The organism is Myxacorys chilensis (genome assembly GCF_059505265.1).
The window spans coordinates 25,403-42,982 of the sequence record NZ_JCACKG010000202.1 but is presented as its reverse complement, the minus strand read 5'-3'; the positions used below and the strand labels follow the sequence as shown (position 1 = coordinate 42,982).

At 48.5% G+C, this 17,580-nt stretch carries 16 protein-coding genes; 1 reads left to right on the top strand and 15 read right to left on the bottom strand.

Going from position 1 to position 17,580, the window contains the following annotated elements; all coding sequences use genetic code 11:
* Nucleotides 1-83 precede the first annotated feature (83 nt).
* The 10 genes from AC5JLB_RS18950 to AC5JLB_RS18905 all read right to left on the bottom strand — a co-directional run bounded on the left by AC5JLB_RS18950 (nucleotide 84) and on the right by AC5JLB_RS18905 (nucleotide 14,503).
* Nucleotides 84-848 carry a class I SAM-dependent methyltransferase gene (locus AC5JLB_RS18950; protein WP_495875382.1) on the bottom strand — a complete coding sequence of 255 codons (765 nt, stop codon included), beginning with the start codon at nucleotides 846-848 and terminating at the stop codon, nucleotides 84-86.
* 270 nt (nucleotides 849-1,118) lie between these two features.
* Nucleotides 1,119-2,561: an O-antigen ligase domain-containing protein gene (locus AC5JLB_RS18945; protein WP_495875381.1), complete on the bottom strand. Its 1,443-nt coding sequence runs from the start codon at nucleotides 2,559-2,561 to the stop codon at nucleotides 1,119-1,121.
* A gap of 38 nt (nucleotides 2,562-2,599) precedes the next feature.
* Complete coding sequence (locus AC5JLB_RS18940) at nucleotides 2,600-3,745, bottom strand: glycosyltransferase family 4 protein (RefSeq protein ID WP_495875380.1); 1,146 nt, start codon at nucleotides 3,743-3,745, stop codon at nucleotides 2,600-2,602.
* Entirely contained in the window at nucleotides 3,742-4,923 is a 1,182-nt protein-coding gene (locus tag AC5JLB_RS18935) for a glycosyltransferase family 4 protein (RefSeq protein ID WP_495875379.1), read from the bottom strand. The genes AC5JLB_RS18940 and AC5JLB_RS18935 overlap by 4 nt, the downstream gene beginning before the upstream one ends.
* Entirely contained in the window at nucleotides 4,920-6,122 is a 1,203-nt protein-coding gene (locus AC5JLB_RS18930; RefSeq protein ID WP_495875378.1) for a glycosyltransferase family 4 protein, read from the bottom strand. Before AC5JLB_RS18930 ends, AC5JLB_RS18935 begins: the two co-directional genes overlap by 4 nt.
* Before the next feature lie 51 nt (nucleotides 6,123-6,173).
* On the bottom strand, nucleotides 6,174-8,027 hold the full coding sequence (hepA, locus tag AC5JLB_RS18925) for a heterocyst formation ABC transporter subunit HepA (RefSeq protein WP_495875377.1): 1,854 nt from the start codon (nucleotides 8,025-8,027) through the stop codon (nucleotides 6,174-6,176).
* A 134-nt stretch (nucleotides 8,028-8,161) separates the two neighbouring features.
* Nucleotides 8,162-9,112, bottom strand: a complete 951-nt coding sequence (gene hepC, locus AC5JLB_RS18920; protein WP_495875376.1) for a heterocyst development glycosyltransferase HepC — start codon at nucleotides 9,110-9,112, stop codon at nucleotides 8,162-8,164.
* 790 nt (nucleotides 9,113-9,902) lie between these two features.
* A complete protein-coding gene (locus tag AC5JLB_RS18915; protein WP_495875375.1) occupies nucleotides 9,903-12,122 on the bottom strand; it encodes a GumC family protein in 2,220 nt (739 codons plus the stop codon).
* A gap of 38 nt (nucleotides 12,123-12,160) precedes the next feature.
* Entirely contained in the window at nucleotides 12,161-13,273 is a 1,113-nt protein-coding gene (locus AC5JLB_RS18910; RefSeq protein ID WP_495875374.1) for a glycosyltransferase, read from the bottom strand.
* A gap of 714 nt (nucleotides 13,274-13,987) precedes the next feature.
* Complete coding sequence (locus AC5JLB_RS18905) at nucleotides 13,988-14,503, bottom strand: phosphoribosyltransferase (protein WP_495875373.1); 516 nt, start codon at nucleotides 14,501-14,503, stop codon at nucleotides 13,988-13,990.
* 101 nt (nucleotides 14,504-14,604) lie between these two features.
* Here AC5JLB_RS18905 and AC5JLB_RS18900 point away from each other — a divergent pair, with 101 nt between their 5' ends.
* Nucleotides 14,605-16,035 carry an MFS transporter gene (locus AC5JLB_RS18900; RefSeq protein ID WP_495875372.1) on the top strand — a complete coding sequence of 477 codons (1,431 nt, stop codon included), beginning with the start codon at nucleotides 14,605-14,607 and terminating at the stop codon, nucleotides 16,033-16,035.
* 230 nt (nucleotides 16,036-16,265) lie between these two features.
* On the opposite strand, the gene AC5JLB_RS18895 is transcribed toward AC5JLB_RS18900, so the two are convergent.
* The 5 genes from AC5JLB_RS18895 to AC5JLB_RS18875 all read right to left on the bottom strand — a co-directional run bounded on the left by AC5JLB_RS18895 (nucleotide 16,266) and on the right by AC5JLB_RS18875 (nucleotide 17,434).
* On the bottom strand, nucleotides 16,266-16,355 hold the full coding sequence (locus tag AC5JLB_RS18895) for a hypothetical protein (protein WP_495875371.1): 90 nt from the start codon (nucleotides 16,353-16,355) through the stop codon (nucleotides 16,266-16,268).
* 78 nt (nucleotides 16,356-16,433) lie between these two features.
* The gene (locus tag AC5JLB_RS18890) at nucleotides 16,434-16,595 is read right to left on the bottom strand and encodes a hypothetical protein (RefSeq protein ID WP_495875370.1); all 162 of its coding nucleotides are present in this window, start codon (nucleotides 16,593-16,595) and stop codon (nucleotides 16,434-16,436) included.
* Nucleotides 16,596-16,691: 96 nt separating this feature from the next.
* Complete coding sequence (locus AC5JLB_RS18885; RefSeq protein WP_495875369.1) at nucleotides 16,692-16,883, bottom strand: hypothetical protein; 192 nt, start codon at nucleotides 16,881-16,883, stop codon at nucleotides 16,692-16,694.
* Nucleotides 16,883-17,152, bottom strand: a complete 270-nt coding sequence (locus AC5JLB_RS18880) for a hypothetical protein (RefSeq protein ID WP_495875368.1) — start codon at nucleotides 17,150-17,152, stop codon at nucleotides 16,883-16,885. Before AC5JLB_RS18880 ends, AC5JLB_RS18885 begins: the two co-directional genes overlap by 1 nt.
* A gap of 81 nt (nucleotides 17,153-17,233) precedes the next feature.
* Nucleotides 17,234-17,434, bottom strand: coding sequence for a DUF2283 domain-containing protein (locus AC5JLB_RS18875; RefSeq protein WP_495875367.1), 201 nt, complete (start codon nucleotides 17,432-17,434; stop codon nucleotides 17,234-17,236).
* Nucleotides 17,435-17,580 lie beyond the last annotated feature (146 nt).

Here is a 17,580-nt window from a genome sequence, read left to right as displayed (position 1 = left end):
TGAGTCTTACCTCTAGCTAAGGAGGGGATTGCTGTCTATGCCTTGTTGCAAAGCGGTGACGCAGGCCGTCCCTCAAGCCGAAGCTATTTTGTGAAGATAAAATCTGCACTACAAGGCAGAAGATAGCGCAACCCAGGAACAGCGCTTAGCACCGCAAAATAGACGGTTTGGTTCAGTCCTCGATTCGTGACCGTCGGATCAAATCGAATCTCAGTTTTTAGCCCCGCTTCTGTCGCCAGTTCTTTGATTTTGGGATAAATCAAAACATCTTCTGGCACTTCAGGACGCTTACTATTAACTCGTGCATACGCCAAGGGGTGAATAAACGATCGGCAGACCGGCTCATGTAGATATAGACAGACGCCGCCTTTCTTTAGCACTCGGTGGACTTCGGCAAGCGTCCGTCGATGCTTGACAAAGTGGTGTGCCGCCTCGAAACAGAAGATCAAATCAACGCTCGCATCTTCCATTGGAATTTCGTAAGAGCGACAATGAGTTGTCTGATCGAGTCGAGTTTGAAAAATGTGTTCCCACTTGTGAGCAGACGCGATCGCGTAGGGACTAATATCGGTTGCGATCAGTTTCTTTTCGCCAAACTGCCGCTTGACCAAACACGACGCCCAACCTTGACCCGCTCCCAGCTCTAAAATCGAGTTTGCCTGCTCAAACAGAGCGCGATGATAGTCTAGTTTCTCTAGCAAAACCTTGGCTTCACAGAATTTGTTGACCAAGTTCTCAACCGCCTCAGATTTCGGATTCTCAATCGGAGAATGTTGCCAAAACTGAATCTCGATTTCCTCTTTGTCAGCGATGTCTAAACCTACTTTTTTACGATTCGAGGATTGCATAGACACGTTAAATAATGGATCTGGAAATAATTCATTTGGGCAGCGAGTTGCTGAAAATTCACTATATATAGAGGTTCAGCACTAGGAAATAATCAAAAGACAGAAATAATTTTCGTGATGCCTAAACTGACACCTGAACGGCGGAGTGAAAATGAGGGCCTTCCCTAGCCCTACGCTCCCTTTAGAGCCATGCCCACGCGATTTCGATTACCCATGTCATTCGACCTATGCATCTTCGATCCAACGCCGTTGTCGCGCTCCGAAGCATTACTATCCATTAAACGAATTATTAAACGGATTAATGCGTCCTGACAAATTCTGCTGAGCGGATTGATATTGCTGAGCGTAATACACACGGGCCGCGATCGCCAGCCCAATAAAGCCCCAAAGCACCATACCAAAAGCAGATAACATCACATTGTTCAGACTAAACTGCGAAAACGTCGCGATCGCGATCGCCCGTGCCGCGCTCACCACCGGATCAAACGTTGCCTCTCGGCTCTGCAAAATGCTGATGATTAACAAGAGCAAGCCGCCGACATAAGGCAACGTTCCCACCCAGCCTAGATTCAGCAACATCGTCAGCACTCCACTATCGTTACTGCCAATCGAGACATCTTCGATCTCGTACCCTAATCCTTGCCCTTTGACTTCCCCCAGCGCTTGGCTTAAAAGCCTGTTATAGCCGTCTTGCCGCTCAGCCACACTAATATCATCTCCCCCTGATCCAAACGTTTGGATTCGAGATGCGATTACGGTTGAGAATGGTTCAACTGTCGCCAAGGGCAACACAATTAACATCATGGCCAGCAACGTTGTAACTAACCGCATCTGCAATTTCGGCTTGAGTGCCGGTAGAAGCACCAAAATGCCAACAAACCAACTGAGCCAAGCAGACCGCGCTAACGACAGGAGCAACGCCAAATATCCGACGGCGGAGGCTGGAAATTTGAGAGGAGTTTTGGCGGCAAATAGGAGAAATAATCCAGCAACCATCGTTGCCGCAAACGGCTGCGGCGACTGCATTGTACTAAATACTCGAATGCCAAACGGAGCGGGAATTCCGAACGACTGATCGGGAATGTTTTGCAGCCAAAATCGATCCCACGGCGGCGCGATCAGAAACTGCACGACTCCATACAGTCCCATCACCAGAACGCCCCAGACAAAGACGCGCTGCGTGATTTGGCGGTAGGCCGGAAATTGCCGCCAGTTTGCAAATAAGTGAAACCCAAACAGGATCGGGGGTAGCCAGTTCAAGAGGGCAACGAGGACGGATTTAGCGGAAAGTGACACAACTCCAACAAAGGCACCATAGAGAACGCTGGCGATGCACAAGATGAACGGGAGTCCGTTGCCGTAGAGCGCCACGGGCAGTTGGCGAGCCAGAGTGATGCCAGAAATAATCGTGACGAAAAAGGGCGCGAGGAGGACAGGACTGGGATCGTTTAATCCGATCGGCATTTCGATGACGCGCCGCAAAAATGCAGTGAGAAACCAGATCCACCAGGTAAACCCCACATACAAAACGGGATATCGAAAATAGAGAAATGCTCCCACTCCAAAGCAAGCAACTGGATAAGCCAGCACTAAAATTTTGCCAAAGCTTAAGGCAATTCCCATTGCAACAAACAAAGAAAACCCAAGGATCACAAGCCACGCGATCGCAGGCTGAAACAGTTTGGTGTTAGAAACGGGTTGAGACGTAGACATAGGCAATAGCCAGGAGAGTAAAGAATTTTCGTCGCGATTTAGCGTTTGCTGGCGTCAGCTTTTTCGTAGTAGCGCAGATTGTCTTGAGCGATGTGTGACCAACCAAACCGTTGTGCTGTTTGATAAGCGCTGTGGCGCAACCGATCGAGCAAGGCGCGATCGTGAATCAGCCTTTCTAACGCTTTTTCTAGCGCTGCCTGATCGCCCACGGGAACCACGAGAGCATCCTCCCCATCTTGAACGATTCCAACTGGTCCTGGAGTATTGGTTGTAATTGGGGCGAGTCCACACGCCATCGCTTCAACTAAGGCGATGCCAAATCCTTCTGAGATGGTCGGGAAGAATTTGATGTGATGTCCTTTTAGTAGGGTGGGCAACGTGTCGTTGACGTAGTAGGGAACAACCTTAACGCGATCGCGTACCTCTGGGGCAAAATCTGCATAGACCTGCTCAACAGGACATTCGGTTCCGAGCAAACTGAGTTCGACGTGGGGATAACGGCTGAGAATTGCATTGAGCGCAGGCGTGCCGTACTGAATGCCTTTACGAATGATATAGCTGCTGACTTGCGCGATGCGCAGTGATTCCCCGGCGGCGGGCGTTGGCTCAAAGGGTAGATTCAGCATCGTATCTGAAATGCCATTAGCAACGATGTGAGCGCGATCGGGATGAACGCCTAATTGCTCAATGGCATAGTCGCGATCGCGCTGATTGAGCAACAAGACTAGATCGGCACAGCGCATAGAGGTGGCAGCTTCCCATAAACGAATGCTGCCGCGATACATCGAGTATTTCCAGCCTAGCTCTAGATTGCCGCGCCTAGCTTCTTCTAAAAAATCTAGATGCTGAATGTGTTCGAGTCCATGCGATCGCGCGACGAGCAACGGTCGTGGCTGGCATGTTTGGTGAAATTTTTGCATCAGCGTTGCCCAAATCCAGGCATCGCCCGTGCAGGTGTCAATCACATCAATCGGGTTGTGCTGAAGCTGTTGTGAAATATGACGCGCCACAAACGCTGGAAACGACATAAACTTCAACAACGGATGCAACTTAGGTAAATCGTTTAGCGAATAGAATTCAACCTCGTGCCCTAACTGTTTGAATTCTTGCCCCAACCGCCATGTTACGCCTGCGGCTCCTGAGTTTGGATCAAAGGGATACTGGCAGGTAAATAATGTTTTCATCGTGGGGCTACATCTGATGTTAAACGGTCTTCATTCAACGCGGTTTTGCGAACGGCTATGTTGAATAACCTTTCAAGCTGCTCAAAGTGGGTTCGGTAATTGAATTTCTGCTCTGCAACCAGCCGCCCTTTTGCACCCATCGTTCGTCTGAGATCAGGATTGCGGAGCAATCGTCTCATGCCATCGGCTAATGCGGTGCGATCGCCCGGTTCAATTAACAATCCCGTCTCCTCTTCGGCAACGATTTCAGGAATCGCATTTAAACGAGTAGCCACGATCGGTAAGCCTGCCGCCATTGCCTCAATAAACACCCATCCAAACGGCTCAGAATAGGTTGGCATGACGAATAAATCTGCCTGCTGATAAAGCTCTAGCCATTCAGCGGTGTATGCTTTGATGTTGGTATAAATGTGAACATTAGTGTGATCGCAAGTGATCGACGCTTGAGTCACAAGATGCAGCTTAGCCTGATTTGAAAAATGTTTCAAGAACACGTCTAAAACGTCGTACCCTCCTTTGCGCTCAAAATCGCCTCCTATGAATAAAATGTTGCATAGCGTTTGAGAATCAGTAACCGTCTGATGACACGGCGTGATTTGCTTAACATTCACACCCGGGTAAACTAAGGCTACTTTGTCTGGCTTAATTCCATAGTCCTCAATCACAGAGCGACGGGCAGATTCTGAAAAGCTAACAATGCTTTGAGCGGCTTCAAATACTTTTTTTTCTAACCTAATGTTGGGTTGAAACGTCCAGTAAAACGAAGCGCTAGTGCGCTCTCTAGCCGCTTGTACAGTCGTGCGATCAAGACTGACGATCGCCGGCAGTTCTCGCATCAAATCGAGGCAGAAAAACGCCAAGGGCTGCGTGTGAAAATGCAGAGCGGAATACTGAGCTTGCGCTAACTTTCGGATCACCAAACGGCGTGCCATGTAAGCAAAGCCAATCTGAAATCGAAACAAATGCAGATCAACATTATTTTGCTGCACCCATCGATTGGATGAATAGTAGCTCAGCAAACGGTTCAAAATGCGAGTATGCAGTTCCCGCTCTTCATTAAACCAGTAGAAGTCAACCGCACAGGACTCCACCTGCTGAAAATACTCGCGCATCAGACATCCATAGGTTTGATGTCCGATATAGGCTTCGATTACAGAAAGAATGCGAGGACGATTCATGGTGACGCCTGACGAATGCGGGTACTTGCCTGACTGAATGGAACCGTTTTGAGAATGGATCGCTCCACTCCCTCGATCATGCTGGTATGACTAAAATGCTTGACGACATGATGGCGGGCGCGATCGCAAAGTTGAGGGTCGCGATCGCGCCATTCCAACACTTGGGCAAACCGACTCGCCAAATCTTTGGCGTCGCCTGGTTCAAACAAATGCGCCGCAAACTCACCCGTCAACACTTCGGGAATGCCACCAATTCGGCTGGCTACGACCGGGGTTCCACAGGCGAGAGACTCGATCAAACTGCGTCCGAACGGTTCTGACCACACGCTGGGTAGTACGGTAATGTCGCTCGCTTGATAGAGCGAAACCGGATTGGCAAGATGCCCTAAAAAGGCTATCCGATCGCCGACGCCCAGTTGTTGCGCCAACGCTTCAAGCGATCGCTGATACTTCATGCCTTCTTGCTCGCACAGTTGCCCCTTTGAATGGCTGTAATGCACTACAGGCTTACCCGCTAAGCATACGTGAACATCGGCTCCTTGCTTGCACAGAATTGCGATCGCGTTGATCAGCGTTTCCAAGCCCTTCTCCGTATCGATTCTGCCAACATAGGAAATGAGTTTGGTGTGTTCTGCAATTCCCCATTGGCGACGCATCGAACCGTTATCAATCCTTAACTGAAATTTTTCGAGCGCAACTCCGTTGTGAACCACATCAATTTGGTCTGAGGAATAACCCGCCTCTACCCAGTCGCGTTTGGTCTGGTGAGAAACCGCAATGAAGCGATCCACACGGCTCAAGCCTAGTTTTCGCTGTCGGTTGAAATCACAGGGCGGAATTTGCAGATAGCACAAGAAGGGAAGATTGCGGAATTGCGACAGCGCATAGCCAAACAATGAAAAATGATAGTCATTGCTAAAGACAACGCTATCGGATGATGTAGAGATGGACAACGCTTGAACTAAACTCGGAAGAAACTTGAGTGTATCTTTCAGGCTACGCCGATCAAATCCAAAAGAACGAATTTTGATCACGCGATCGCAAAAGCGGCGATATGGCTCCAGCAAATTGCCCGCTTCCAGGTAGAGCAAACTGATAGAATGCCCGCGATGCGCTAATCCTTGGCAGACCTCAAACAAGTTTAATTCTTGTCCGCCGCGCAGTGACGTTAGCTCATTTTCTAGAACAATCAGGTGCATAATTTAGCTCGTCCGCAGCCCCATTACAGGGAGTTCTCCCTCACTCAATCTTTAACCCTTAACTCTCGTTTCGTGCTGCATCTGATGATAATTCCACAGCCGACCTCGGAGGTTAAGCAGCTCTTGGTAGGTTCCCTGTTCTGCAATTTGACCCTGTTCTAACACGACAACCTTATCTGCTCGGACAATGGTCGAGAGTCGATGCGCGATCGCAATTACCGTCCTGCCTTCAGACAACTGCTCTAGCGATTCTTGAATCAGCCGCTCCGAGACAGAATCGAGAGCACTGGTGGCTTCATCGAGAATCAGAATTTCTGGATCGCGCAAAAGGGCGCGGGCAATCGCTAAGCGCTGCCGTTGTCCTCCAGAAAGTCGAACTCCGCGATCGCCCAGTGGCGTTTCAAATTGCTCTGGCAAATCTAGAATAAACTCCAGCGCGTTGGCCTGCTGAGCGGCTTTCCAAACCATTTCGTCTGTCACGTCGTCTAGTCCATACGCAATGTTGTAGCGCACCGACGCATTAAACACAAACGTATCCTGACTGACGATCGCCATCTTGCGCCGCAGAGATTTGATCGCAAACGATCGCACGTCTACGCCATCAAACAATACCTGTCCAACGGTAGGATCATAAAATCGGGGAATCAAGTCTACAAGAGTTGTTTTTCCGGCTCCAGACCCTCCCACGATTGCCGTCATTTTTCCTTTCGGAATGGTCAACGTCACGTCCTTTAAAACCACTTGACCCGGTGCGTAGCCAAACTCGACAGCAACCAGGTCAATCGCCCGCTCCAAGCTCGTGTAGGCGCGATCGCCATCTTGAAAGTAAGGCTTATTATCCTCGCGTAGCACTTCACTAATATTGGCAAACGCTCCATCATAACTGCTTAACTGAGCGCGATTCCCATTGATTTCATGCAACGCTGGAACCAGACGGAACAACAGAAACAGAAACGTTAAGAGAGAAGCCGTCTGCAACGTTCCATTCGCAACAAACACCGTAATTGCCAGAATGATCATGCTGATTAAAACGGTCGTCGCTAACCCTTCTGCCATGGGCCGCACGATCGCCCAACGCCGCGCCGCGTTCATTCCGGTATTCAAGACGTTAGAACTCGCTTGATAGAAGCGTTTCCGCTCATAGTCTTGGGTGGCAAACGCTTGCACCGTGCGAATTCCGTTGACAAATTCCAGCGCGATCGTGGTGAACTTTCCACTAGCTGCCGTGACCGCAAAACTGCTCTCTCGCACTCGTCGATTGAGTTTCGTCAGCCCAACAATCACAAGCCCAAATAGCACGACCGATACGATCGTCAACTTCCAGGAGATAGCAAATAGCAAGAAGGTATAGACCAGTAGGGTCAGCCCTTTAGTGACAATGTATGCCAACAACCCAAAGGCGATTTGAATCTTGCCAATTTCTCCGGTGAGCGTATTGATCAGTTCGCCAGAATGGGTCTGCCCAAAGTAGCTGAGGTTCACCGCTTGCAGACGCTCAAACGTTTGTTTGCGCAAGCGATCGATCAGCTTTTGCTGAGATAGTTCGGTATAAATTTGGGTTAAGTAGTTAAACGCCGCTCGAATCCAGGTTGCAGATAGAATCAGAGCAGAAATTCGGTAAAGCTGCTCGGTTTTAGAGCGATCAATGCCAAGAATCTGCACATCAAACCAATTAATTCCCGTTTGGAACGGGAGAGCAGATGGGCCTCCCACCAGACTTTGCAAAAATGCCAGCAGTAATCCAAATCCAAATCCTTCAAACGCGGCTGACGCCAATGCAAAGGTAACTGCTGCGGTGACCACCCAGGGGAAGTGTTTAAACTCTCGTAGAATCAGGCGATTTTCCCGCCAAACGCTAGTTGATTTCAACACACTCCTCATCACATTGGGAAGCTTCGATCGCATGAACGGGCATACCTCTTGTTACTAGCTCTTAGAGTCAACGGGCAATCTGAGAATAAGAATATTAGGCGCGACTAGATAATTCCTAAAATGCGTGCATTGACGGCCACCCTGCGTCCATCCCTTAGCGTACTAAATTAATAAGCTCCAAATCCAGATAACACCTTGGGAACTGTCCGCAGCAGAATTTTCAAATCTCCGCCAAATGACCAGTTGCGGAGATACTCCAGATCCCGATGGTTAACGCTATCAAGATCGAGCAGCGTTGATCGAGCTTCGACTTGCCAAGCCCCTGTAATTCCGGGAAGCGCATTGAGCCGCGATCGCAGGTCTGGGCGAATCCGAACGGCATCGTAAAGTGCCCAAGGGCGAGGCCCGACCAAGCTCATTTCGCCGCGCAACACATTGAACAACTGAGGCAGTTCGTCTAGGCTATAACGGCGCAGCCACCGACCCAAGGGCGTGATGCGCGGATCGTCTTCGCGTTTGTGCAAGCAATTTTTGGCTTGACCTGCCATGACTTGATGATGATGCTGTTCAGCGTTCACAACCATTGTGCGGAACTTCATCACCCGAAACAGTTTACCTCGCTGCCCCACGCGCCACTGCTGAAAGAAAAGAGGACCTGGCGTATAAAGGCGCATCAGAACAATAATGGTCAGAATCACTGGACTGAGCAAAATTACCATCAGGGCAGCTATGCCCCAATCCAGCAGTCGCTTCAGCCACCAGAGATGATTGGACTGAGGAAGCTGTGCGGCTGTCGGAAGACGCAGGTGAATCGCCTTGTTCGCCGCCTCACACGCATTTGCCCACATCCGGATCTCTGCTTCATCCAAGCTGGAGTCCACGCGTACTAAGCGCACAGGTGAACGCTTCAAACGCTCAGCAATTTGAAACGGGTCTGAAGATACGGAAAGACAACATGGCGGGTAGATCTGCCTTGCAATTTCCCCTTGAGGAACTCGCAACACCAGTAGCTGCTTTTGCCGCCAGTAAAGAACGCACGCAGATGAATGAGGACTCAACCGCCTCTCACGAGGAAATCGGTCTTCCTGCACGGCAAGAGGATTGAAAGAAATTGTCATGGGTATTCGACTGTAAATCACTAGATAGAGCCAAGCGTGCGAACTAAAACTAAGCCAACTACGCTAGAAATTTGATGATTTCCTCTACATAATTTTGTCTCAACACTTAGGTGATCACTTTAGGTGATTTTTGGAGCCGTTTAACCGTTATTTGAATAATTGAGTAACTCTAATATAGAGGGTCAATCAGGAAAGGAATCTTCAGAAAGTTAGATTCATTAATTTAAGTTTAAGTCTACCTGTTTCAATTTCAAAATGAGTCCTTTGTCTGAAATCCAAGTAGTAATAATTGCACCTTATATAGTTGTCTAAATCATCACTTAGTGGGATAGGTATGAAAAATTGCTTTGTTTTCAAGAGTGGATAATCAAGAACTAGGAGCGCTTTGGGGAGCGGAATTCAAGCTTAGTCAGCACTTTAGAAGTATTAATCTAGGCCTGTGGTTACTTATGTTCATGACTCTAAGCTATTTAATTTATTTTGAATAGCAAAAAACTGAATTGTTTAGTACTAAGATACGAGCATTTTGCGTGTAGCTTAAAGCACAAAAGCAGAGCTAAAAAGTGCTTCTGGCAACTTAATTAACTGTTCAAATTTTCGAGAGATAGCTATTTTTGGATAGGTAATAAGAACTACAATTGCGCATTGACACCTACCCTCATATAGATATGCTCTAATAGTTCAAGCAACCAAACTTAAAATAATTTGTGTAGAACAACTGCGCGATCGCACTTCAGAGATTTCTCTTAGAGCGATCGCGCACCTTAGTAAGAGCTAACGAGAGTGACGATTAGGCAATGCGATCGTAGTAGTAGCTGCTGGGGCTAGTTGCTCCATTGGCGACAATCCCCAGCAAATTTAAACGGCTCAACGTGTTTGCCGCTTCTGTGACCTCGTGACGCGTTACACGACCCATGCGGCCTACCAGCAGTGCCCCATCACAGAATGATGCTGCCAAAATTGCATCCACAATCCCCAAAGTTGGTGGTGCATCTACAATCACTAAGTCATAGCTCTGCTCAAACATACTCATCAAATCGCGCATCCGTTTTGAGCTGAGCAGTTTGACAGAATCCGTCGGAGTTGGGCCAGCTGTCAGTACCGATATGGGCAGATCGCTATAAGTATTGGCATTTTGTACCGCGTTTGTGCCTAAGAAGCGATCGCTCATCAGGAGGGTCGAAAGTCCTTGCTCATTGGGCAAATCTAACTGTTTGTGGAGTCCCGGACGACGCAGATCCGCATCGATCAGCAGTACTCGCTGATGCAACCGCGCAGCGCTAATCGCTAGTCCTAGTGCCACCGTTGATTTTCCCTCTCCTGCCAAGGCAGACGTAATCACCAATGAATTGATCGGCGCACCGTCCGTCATCAGTTGCAGGTTTTTGTAAATCAAATCTAACGATTCTCGGAACGGTGCCCAGTGCAAGACTTGCATCGTGGACGGGTCAAGTACGTCCGATTGCTGGAACGGTAGACTACGACCTAATGTGACTTCGGGTAACGGCAGCTCTGGAACCATACCCAGCAGAGGTACAGGTAGCTGTTTGGTGAGATCGTCTGAGGTGCGGACTGAATCATCTGATGATTCGCGCATCAGCGCCGCCGCGCCGCCTAGCATCAAGCCCAATACGCCTCCTGCTAACAGGTTTTTCAGCCAGCTAGGACCCACTTTCTTGCCCAACTTCGGCTGCTCCAAGGTTTGCCAGTCATACGCTCCGCGAGCGATTTCCAACCCAAGCTCTTGCTTTGCCTTGAGTAACTGCTCTAGCGTTTCACGGTTGATTTTGACGTTTGGCTGTAAACGATTGAACTCTGCTAGCAGTGCCGGAAAGCGCTGGAGTTCGCCCTTAAGTTGAGCTTGGTTAGCCGCCAGGGTGCGATCGCGAGCTTGAGCGGCCAGAAAGCTCACCTGAGCTTCGACTAATCCGCTCGCAAACTTGAGGTCGTTTTCTCCCAATTGCCCAATTGAGACTAGATTTCCGCCAGCCGATGCCAGTGCTCCGGCATCTGCCCCTAACACTCGCTGCGCTTCTTGTTTAAGCAGCACGGCTTGCTGCTGACGCTGCTCCAGCAAGGTTTGAACAAAGGGCGTTTTCTCAGTAAAGCGCAGTTTTTGCTGCACCAACGCGACTTCGGTTTTCTGAATCTCATTCAGTAGGGCCTGATAGCGAGACGATTGACTTAACCGAGCCGCGATCGAGGCTTGACGCGGATCACGATTCAGTTGGCTCTGCAACGCTAAATACTGCGTTCGAGACGACGCTAGGGTGGCCTGGTTAGTTTGCTGGTCTTTCTGTAATGCAGCTAGCGCCCCGATCAGCGATTCTGACTGGAGTTCTGGATCAATGAGATCTTGCGACTTCCGAAATCGCTCCAAGGCAGATTCTGCTTGACTCACTCGCGTTTCAGCCTGTGGAATTTGCTCGTTGATGAAGGCCAATCCACGGGTCAAGCGCTGCTTTTGTTGAGACACGTTGTACTGCTCATACACCGTTTGTAGTGCCATTAAGACATCCCGCGTCTTAGCACGATTGTTATCGGTGTACGTTACTTGAAAAATACTAGTATTGACCTTCTCGTTGCCCTTCTGCTCTTGAATCGTGGAGACAGCTAGCTTCTTCTGGAGTTTCTCAACTGTTAAATCTGAGTAGCGGGGTTTAAGACTGTCGATCGCGCGTTGTAGCAGTTGAGCGCTTCGCATGACGTTTAGCTGTGTGGCATTGTCAATCTCAACGTTGGGGTCAGCGTAAGAAAAACTCGGGTTCTCGGGCGATGCTTGTCGAGTGCGATAGTTAGAGTCCACCATCAGTTGCATGGTGCTGCGGTAGGTCGGTCTCATCACCAGCGTCGCGCCTGCGGTTGCTGCCAATGTGGCAATCAGAATCCCTAGCACCCAGTTCCGTCGCCGCACCAGCACATTCAGCAGATGACCGTAGCCAGGTTCGGTCTCCACCTGCTGAGGCAGGGATGGATTTCCGTTGTAGAAGGTTAAGTTGCTCTGAGCCACGTTGGTTTCTCCCTAAGGCTGAATAGACGACAAAATAATCAGGCGGATCGATATTGCTCGAGTTGCCCGGTGCGGCATACTTCTCCGATCACGCGCTCCACCGACTGAAAAAAGACTTCTTCAGAGAAGTGGCTGAGGGCGTGGTTCCGAATGGTTTGGTAATCCCAATTGATGGTAGTGGCCTGTAAAAGAGCGCGATAGAGGGCATGAGGCGTTTGAGACTTGAAGAAGACACCCGTTTTGCCAGGAACTTGTGTATCTAGCACACCGCCTTCACCAAAGGCAATCACGGGTGTTCCGCTTGCGTTTGCCTCAATTGGCACTAACCCGTAATCTTCTAAAGCGGTCACGATCACAGAGCGAGACTTTGCTAGCAGCCACTTGCGATCGCTATCGCTCACATGCCCCAGAAACTGCACGTTCTTCATAGCCCGTGCTTGCAGGGCTTCCCGCTCAGGGCCGTCGCCTGTTATCAGCAGCGACCAGCCCAACCAGTTAAACGCTTCAACAATCACATCAATGCGCTTGTAGCTCAGCAGCCGCGCTGACGCTAGATAAAAATCTTCCTTTTGATCCGAGAAGGTGAACTGCTGACTATCGATCGGGTAGTTGATGACGATCGCTGGACGCTTGTAGATTCGCTCAATCCGCCTGGCAACGGTGCTGGAGTTTGCGACGTACAGATCGGGGCCTTGAGCATGGGCAAAATCCGCCTTTCGCATCAACCGAAAGATGCTTTCTAGAAGCGGATAAAAGCGGCGGTAAGCGCTGTATTCTCGCAGATACGTCTTGGTATCCCACAGAAACCGTGTCACGTTATGGCAGAAACAAATGTGCTTGGCGTCGGGACGCTTTCTCACGGCCTTCGCAAAACTAGTCGTGCTGCTAATGATCAAATCGTAATCTCGCAAATCCAAGGCACGAAAAGCGGAGTAATAGAAAGGGGCAAGCAGTTTGAAATACTGGGGTGCATGGGGGAGTTGCTGTAAATAGGTCGTGTGAACGACGCGATCGCCTAGATCAACCGATGACCGAGGATCATAAAGGGATGTAAAAACATCTGCATCAGGATAACGCTTGCAAAGTAGCTCGAACACTCGCTCTGCGCCACCTTTTTGTGTTAGGTAGTCATGGACTAAGGCTACTTTCATGACTGATGCACTGGTAGAAGGGTTTCACCACAAGATCCAGATTCAGCAGAGCGGTTACTGTGCAAAATCTCAGACTTATCTTGAGCAGCGTTGCCCAAGCATTGGATGAAAACCAGTTTGCTAACCCCAATTTGCTAACCGAAACACCGCCCTAGAACTCTATTTACCGTAAAACTCTACAACAGAGTTACGGAATCAGAGTTGCATAGAGTCCAGCAAGTTCACAAGAAGGAAGATCAAGGGCTGAGAAGACAGGCTTTCGGATTAGATCGTCACTTGGCTCTAATGACTATCAAAGAAGAACTGTAATTTTCTAACTGATGGCTGAGCATCTTCCAATCGGTAGATCTCTCCACAGAAAGAGAACGTGCCATGAGTCACGACCTGAAAGATAGATGCACAAAGAACTAGTTCGCTATTCTACACATGAGAGTTAGGTTCATCATTTATGCACATGTGTAGAAAATTGCAAGAACAAAAGGTGTAATGCAGCAGACTCTGTTAATTACTCGCTTTGGCGATTAAGGAATTGAATCGCGACAAAGCAGCTAGCCGTAAGCTTCAGCGAGTTGTCACTTCATCTGCCGAGTTAGGTTGAACAAGTAGTAAAGAAAAGCGATGATTCAGAAATTTTAATAAGTATATTTACGGAGGTTCTCTTTCAACTAGTTTGGAATGGAGTATTGAGCTAGTAGCGCTGATTAGCAAATCTATTTAACCTTGAGTCGGCCAAGACTGATCCAGATCTTTCGGCTCCATCTCCTCATACTTCTCAAACGGCTGATGAATCCAAGGATCATCTGGCAAATACTCGACATAATAGTCGGGTTTGATGATGGAGCATTGCTTATACCACAGCACCGCTGTCTTAATTTCCTCAACGTAAACGCCATATTGATGCTTGAGCCAAGGAATCGTCTTCTGCAACGTTACGCCCGAATCGACAAGATCATCAACGAGCAAGACCCGCGCTCCTAAATTTAGGGTTGTCATTGACAGTTCGCGCGAAAACACCAGCGCACTCCGACCACGGTTGCCACCGCGATACGATGAGGTCGATAAAATCGCCAACGGCACATCGTAAATTCGTGCCAACACGTCTCCAACTCGTAGCCCTCCCTTAGCCAAACAGACAATTTGATCAAACTCCCAGCCAGAACGGTAGATTTGAGCCGCAAGTTTCTCAATGGTTTCGTGGTAATCAGACCAACTAACGAAAAGTTCGGGCATTGTGACAGCTAAAGATAAATAAGATTTAGAACGAACTGCGTGATCAGAAACAAAACTGAGGAAGATAATACAACTGATAACCCGGTTTCTACGACTTCTGTATGAATAATTCTGCCGATCAACCTGGTGCAAAGAGCGAAAAATTAAGCTTTAGTACAAAATTGGCGTATGGCGCAGGGGATTTGGGTCCTGCCATTACAGCAAATATTTTAGGGGTCTTTCTACTGATCTTCTTCACGAATGTTGCTAACCTCAAACCTGGCATTGCAGGGAGTATTCTACTGGTCAGCAAGATCTGGGATGCGATCAACGATCCGATCGTAGGGATGATGAGCGATCGCACCCGCAGCAGATGGGGGCGTCGCCATCCGTGGATGCTGTTTGGGGCAATTCCATTCGGTATTTTCTTTTTCTTGCAGTGGATTGTTCCAGATCTCGATCAGTGGGGATTGTTCTGGTACTACGTGGCAATCTCGATTATTTTCAATAGCTTCTATACGGCGGTCAATTTGCCATATACGGCTCTAACTCCTGAACTCACTCAAGATTACGACGAGCGCACGAGTCTCAATAGCTATCGATTTGCTTTTTCTATTGGCGGTAGTATTCTCTCTCTTGTCTTGGCGCTAGTGATTTTGGGTGCATTCAAGGGTGATCCGATTAAACAGTATTGGGTACTCGGTGCGGTCTGTGCAGTTATCTCTGTGCTGCCGTTGTATTGGTGTGTGTGGGGCACGCGCAAACGGGTTCAAGAGACAGAGCGGCAACGCCAAGTGGTGACTGCTGAAGAGACGCTGCCTTATTTGGAGCAACTCAAAATTGCGTTTTCTAACAAGCCATTTCTATATGTTATTGGAATTTATCTCTGTTCTTGGCTGGCTGTTCAGAATACGGTTTCGGTGATTCCGTATTTTGTTAAGAACTGGATGGGCTTGGATGATTCTGACTTTACCAAAGTGGTGATTGCTGTCCAGGTGACGGCATTGATTATGCTGTTTGTCTGGAGCGGGGTCAGCAAACGAGTTGGTAAAAAAGCTGTCTACTTTATGGGAATGGCGGTCTGGATCATTGCCGAGATTGGGCTATTTACGTTGCGGCCTGGACAGATTGGCTGGATGTATACCTTGGCGGTGTTAGCAGGTTTTGGTGTCTCTACAGCCTATTTAATTCCGTGGTCGATGATCCCCGATGTGATTGAGCTAGACGAATTGCAAACTGGACAACGCCGTGAGGGGGTGTTTTACGGGTTTATGGTGCTGTTGCAGAAGGTGGCTCTGGCGCTTGGTTTGTTTCTTGTCGGTTGGGTGCTGCAACAGTCTGGGTTTGTCGAAAGTGGTGCGGGTCAACCTTCGCCAGTTCAGCCTGAGTCGGCACTTTGGGCAATTCGGGTGTTGGTGGGTCCGGCTCCGTTGGTGGTGCTGCTGATTGGTTTGGTCTTGGCATATTTCTACCCGATTACGAAAGAAATTCATGCAGAGATTTTGCTCAAGCTTCAGGAACGCAAACAGGCAAGGAGTGAAGAACACCTTTGATAATGCTTTGCAATTGGTGTTGACAAGATTTTGAGCAGCGTGATCGCGTTCCATTGTGATCGCGATCACGATTACTAAAGGGGTGGGTAAGGTCTGCGATCGTGTCACGGTTTTCTCGCTTTTAACTGCGATCGCGGCTCATTGCGATCGCGTCTCATGATTACTAAACGGATGGGTAAGGTCTGCGATCGTGTCACGGCTTTCTCGATCTTAACTGCGATCGCGTCTCTCTACTCATCGCTGACCGTAAGCATTCGAGACTCGATGCCTTCCCACACCTGCGGCGACACGCGCAAGGCAGCTTCTTTACAACGGCTCATCAACTCATTGACGTAGAAATAGTTTTCGAGCGGGCAGCTTTACTATGCCAAAGGCGCTGCTGTGAGACTGTCTTTATTTCACTCATTCGAGAGGTTTTGCGGCTGTACGATCGTGATTCCTGAATCGCTGGGAAAATCGCGTGGATTGAGCGTGAGCAAATAGGTGATTTGGTGAGTCAACATGACTGCGATTAAGCGTAAATCGTGAGTTCGCTTTCCCATCACGCGATAAATTGTCACAAGTTCTAACCAAGTTGTGAAGATTTCCTCGGTTTCTGGTAGGGATGGAAATTCAGTCAGCAGTTGCGAGATTGCGCTACTGGTTTGTTCGATCGTTCAGCCTAATCTGTTGACATTGCTGGGTCGAGTAGCAACGACCCAAAATTCGATCAGGACTTGCGAAGTAACGACGCACTGATTACCTTGAGTAATAAGTTGAGCGATCGCATTGAAGATCATAAGTTGATCGGGTGAGGCAGAATCACTCAAGCGAATGAGAATGTTGGTATCAAGAAGATACTGTGTCATTAATCGTACATCGTGTCTCGATGTAACGCTTCTTCGGGTAGTGGAGAAGCGGTTTTTGGTAGACTTGCGACCCATTCTCGAAAGCGTTGAGCACGCTCTTTAGGGGTTTTTGGGATTTGTTTTTGAAGTTCCGCAGTATCGATCGCAGCCTTATCAAACTTCGATACAGGTTGCTTGGCTTTGGTTGATCGTAGAAAGTTCAGTGTTTCGGCAATGAGTTCATCTGGCGCTTGTTCAATTTCTTGCAGAAGTTGTTCTCGATCTGTCATTGGAGTTACCTCATGCTCCTGAAATAAACCTACTTTTTAATTCTGACAAGTAATAGATTAAATGAAAACGATCGCGGCTCTCTACTCATCGCTGACGGTAAGCATTCGAGACTCGTTGCCTTCTATAAATTTTTGAACGTCCAAGATCTCAATTAGAACCAGTTTGTCGTGTTCGGAGTAATGCAGAATCAGTTGTCCGTCATCTTCGGCATGAAAAATTGGTTCATCTGAAACTTGAATTAATAATGCATCGACATCTGGGCTATAGCGAATCTTTTGCATATCTTGATCTCCTGCCTGGATAGAGCGTAATAACTAAAATGAAGGCAGCAAATCGATACACCACTCGCAAAACTTGCCGCTCATCGAGTTGTTTTTGAGCAATTTGCTTTCCGTCTTCCTCAATCTCGACAAAATCGGGTCATCTC

Coding starts and splice junctions, on each gene's coding strand:
- AC5JLB_RS18950 (WP_495875382.1), bottom strand. CDS start 848: ATGCAATCCTCGAATCGTAAAAAAGTAGGTTTAGACATCGCTGACAAA.
- AC5JLB_RS18945 (WP_495875381.1), bottom strand. CDS start 2,561: ATGTCTACGTCTCAACCCGTTTCTAACACCAAACTGTTTCAGCCTGCG.
- AC5JLB_RS18940 (WP_495875380.1), bottom strand. CDS start 3,745: ATGAAAACATTATTTACCTGCCAGTATCCCTTTGATCCAAACTCAGGA.
- AC5JLB_RS18935 (WP_495875379.1), bottom strand. CDS start 4,923: ATGAATCGTCCTCGCATTCTTTCTGTAATCGAAGCCTATATCGGACAT.
- AC5JLB_RS18930 (WP_495875378.1), bottom strand. CDS start 6,122: ATGCACCTGATTGTTCTAGAAAATGAGCTAACGTCACTGCGCGGCGGA.
- hepA (WP_495875377.1), bottom strand. CDS start 8,027: ATGCGATCGAAGCTTCCCAATGTGATGAGGAGTGTGTTGAAATCAACT.
- hepC (WP_495875376.1), bottom strand. CDS start 9,112: ATGACAATTTCTTTCAATCCTCTTGCCGTGCAGGAAGACCGATTTCCT.
- AC5JLB_RS18910 (WP_495875374.1), bottom strand. CDS start 13,273: ATGAAAGTAGCCTTAGTCCATGACTACCTAACACAAAAAGGTGGCGCA.
- AC5JLB_RS18905 (WP_495875373.1), bottom strand. CDS start 14,503: ATGCCCGAACTTTTCGTTAGTTGGTCTGATTACCACGAAACCATTGAG.
- AC5JLB_RS18900 (WP_495875372.1), top strand. CDS start 14,605: ATGAATAATTCTGCCGATCAACCTGGTGCAAAGAGCGAAAAATTAAGC.
- AC5JLB_RS18895 (WP_495875371.1), bottom strand. CDS start 16,355: ATGAGCCGTTGTAAAGAAGCTGCCTTGCGCGTGTCGCCGCAGGTGTGG.
- AC5JLB_RS18885 (WP_495875369.1), bottom strand. CDS start 16,883: ATGACACAGTATCTTCTTGATACCAACATTCTCATTCGCTTGAGTGAT.
- AC5JLB_RS18880 (WP_495875368.1), bottom strand. CDS start 17,152: ATGACAGATCGAGAACAACTTCTGCAAGAAATTGAACAAGCGCCAGAT.
- AC5JLB_RS18875 (WP_495875367.1), bottom strand. CDS start 17,434: ATGCAAAAGATTCGCTATAGCCCAGATGTCGATGCATTATTAATTCAA.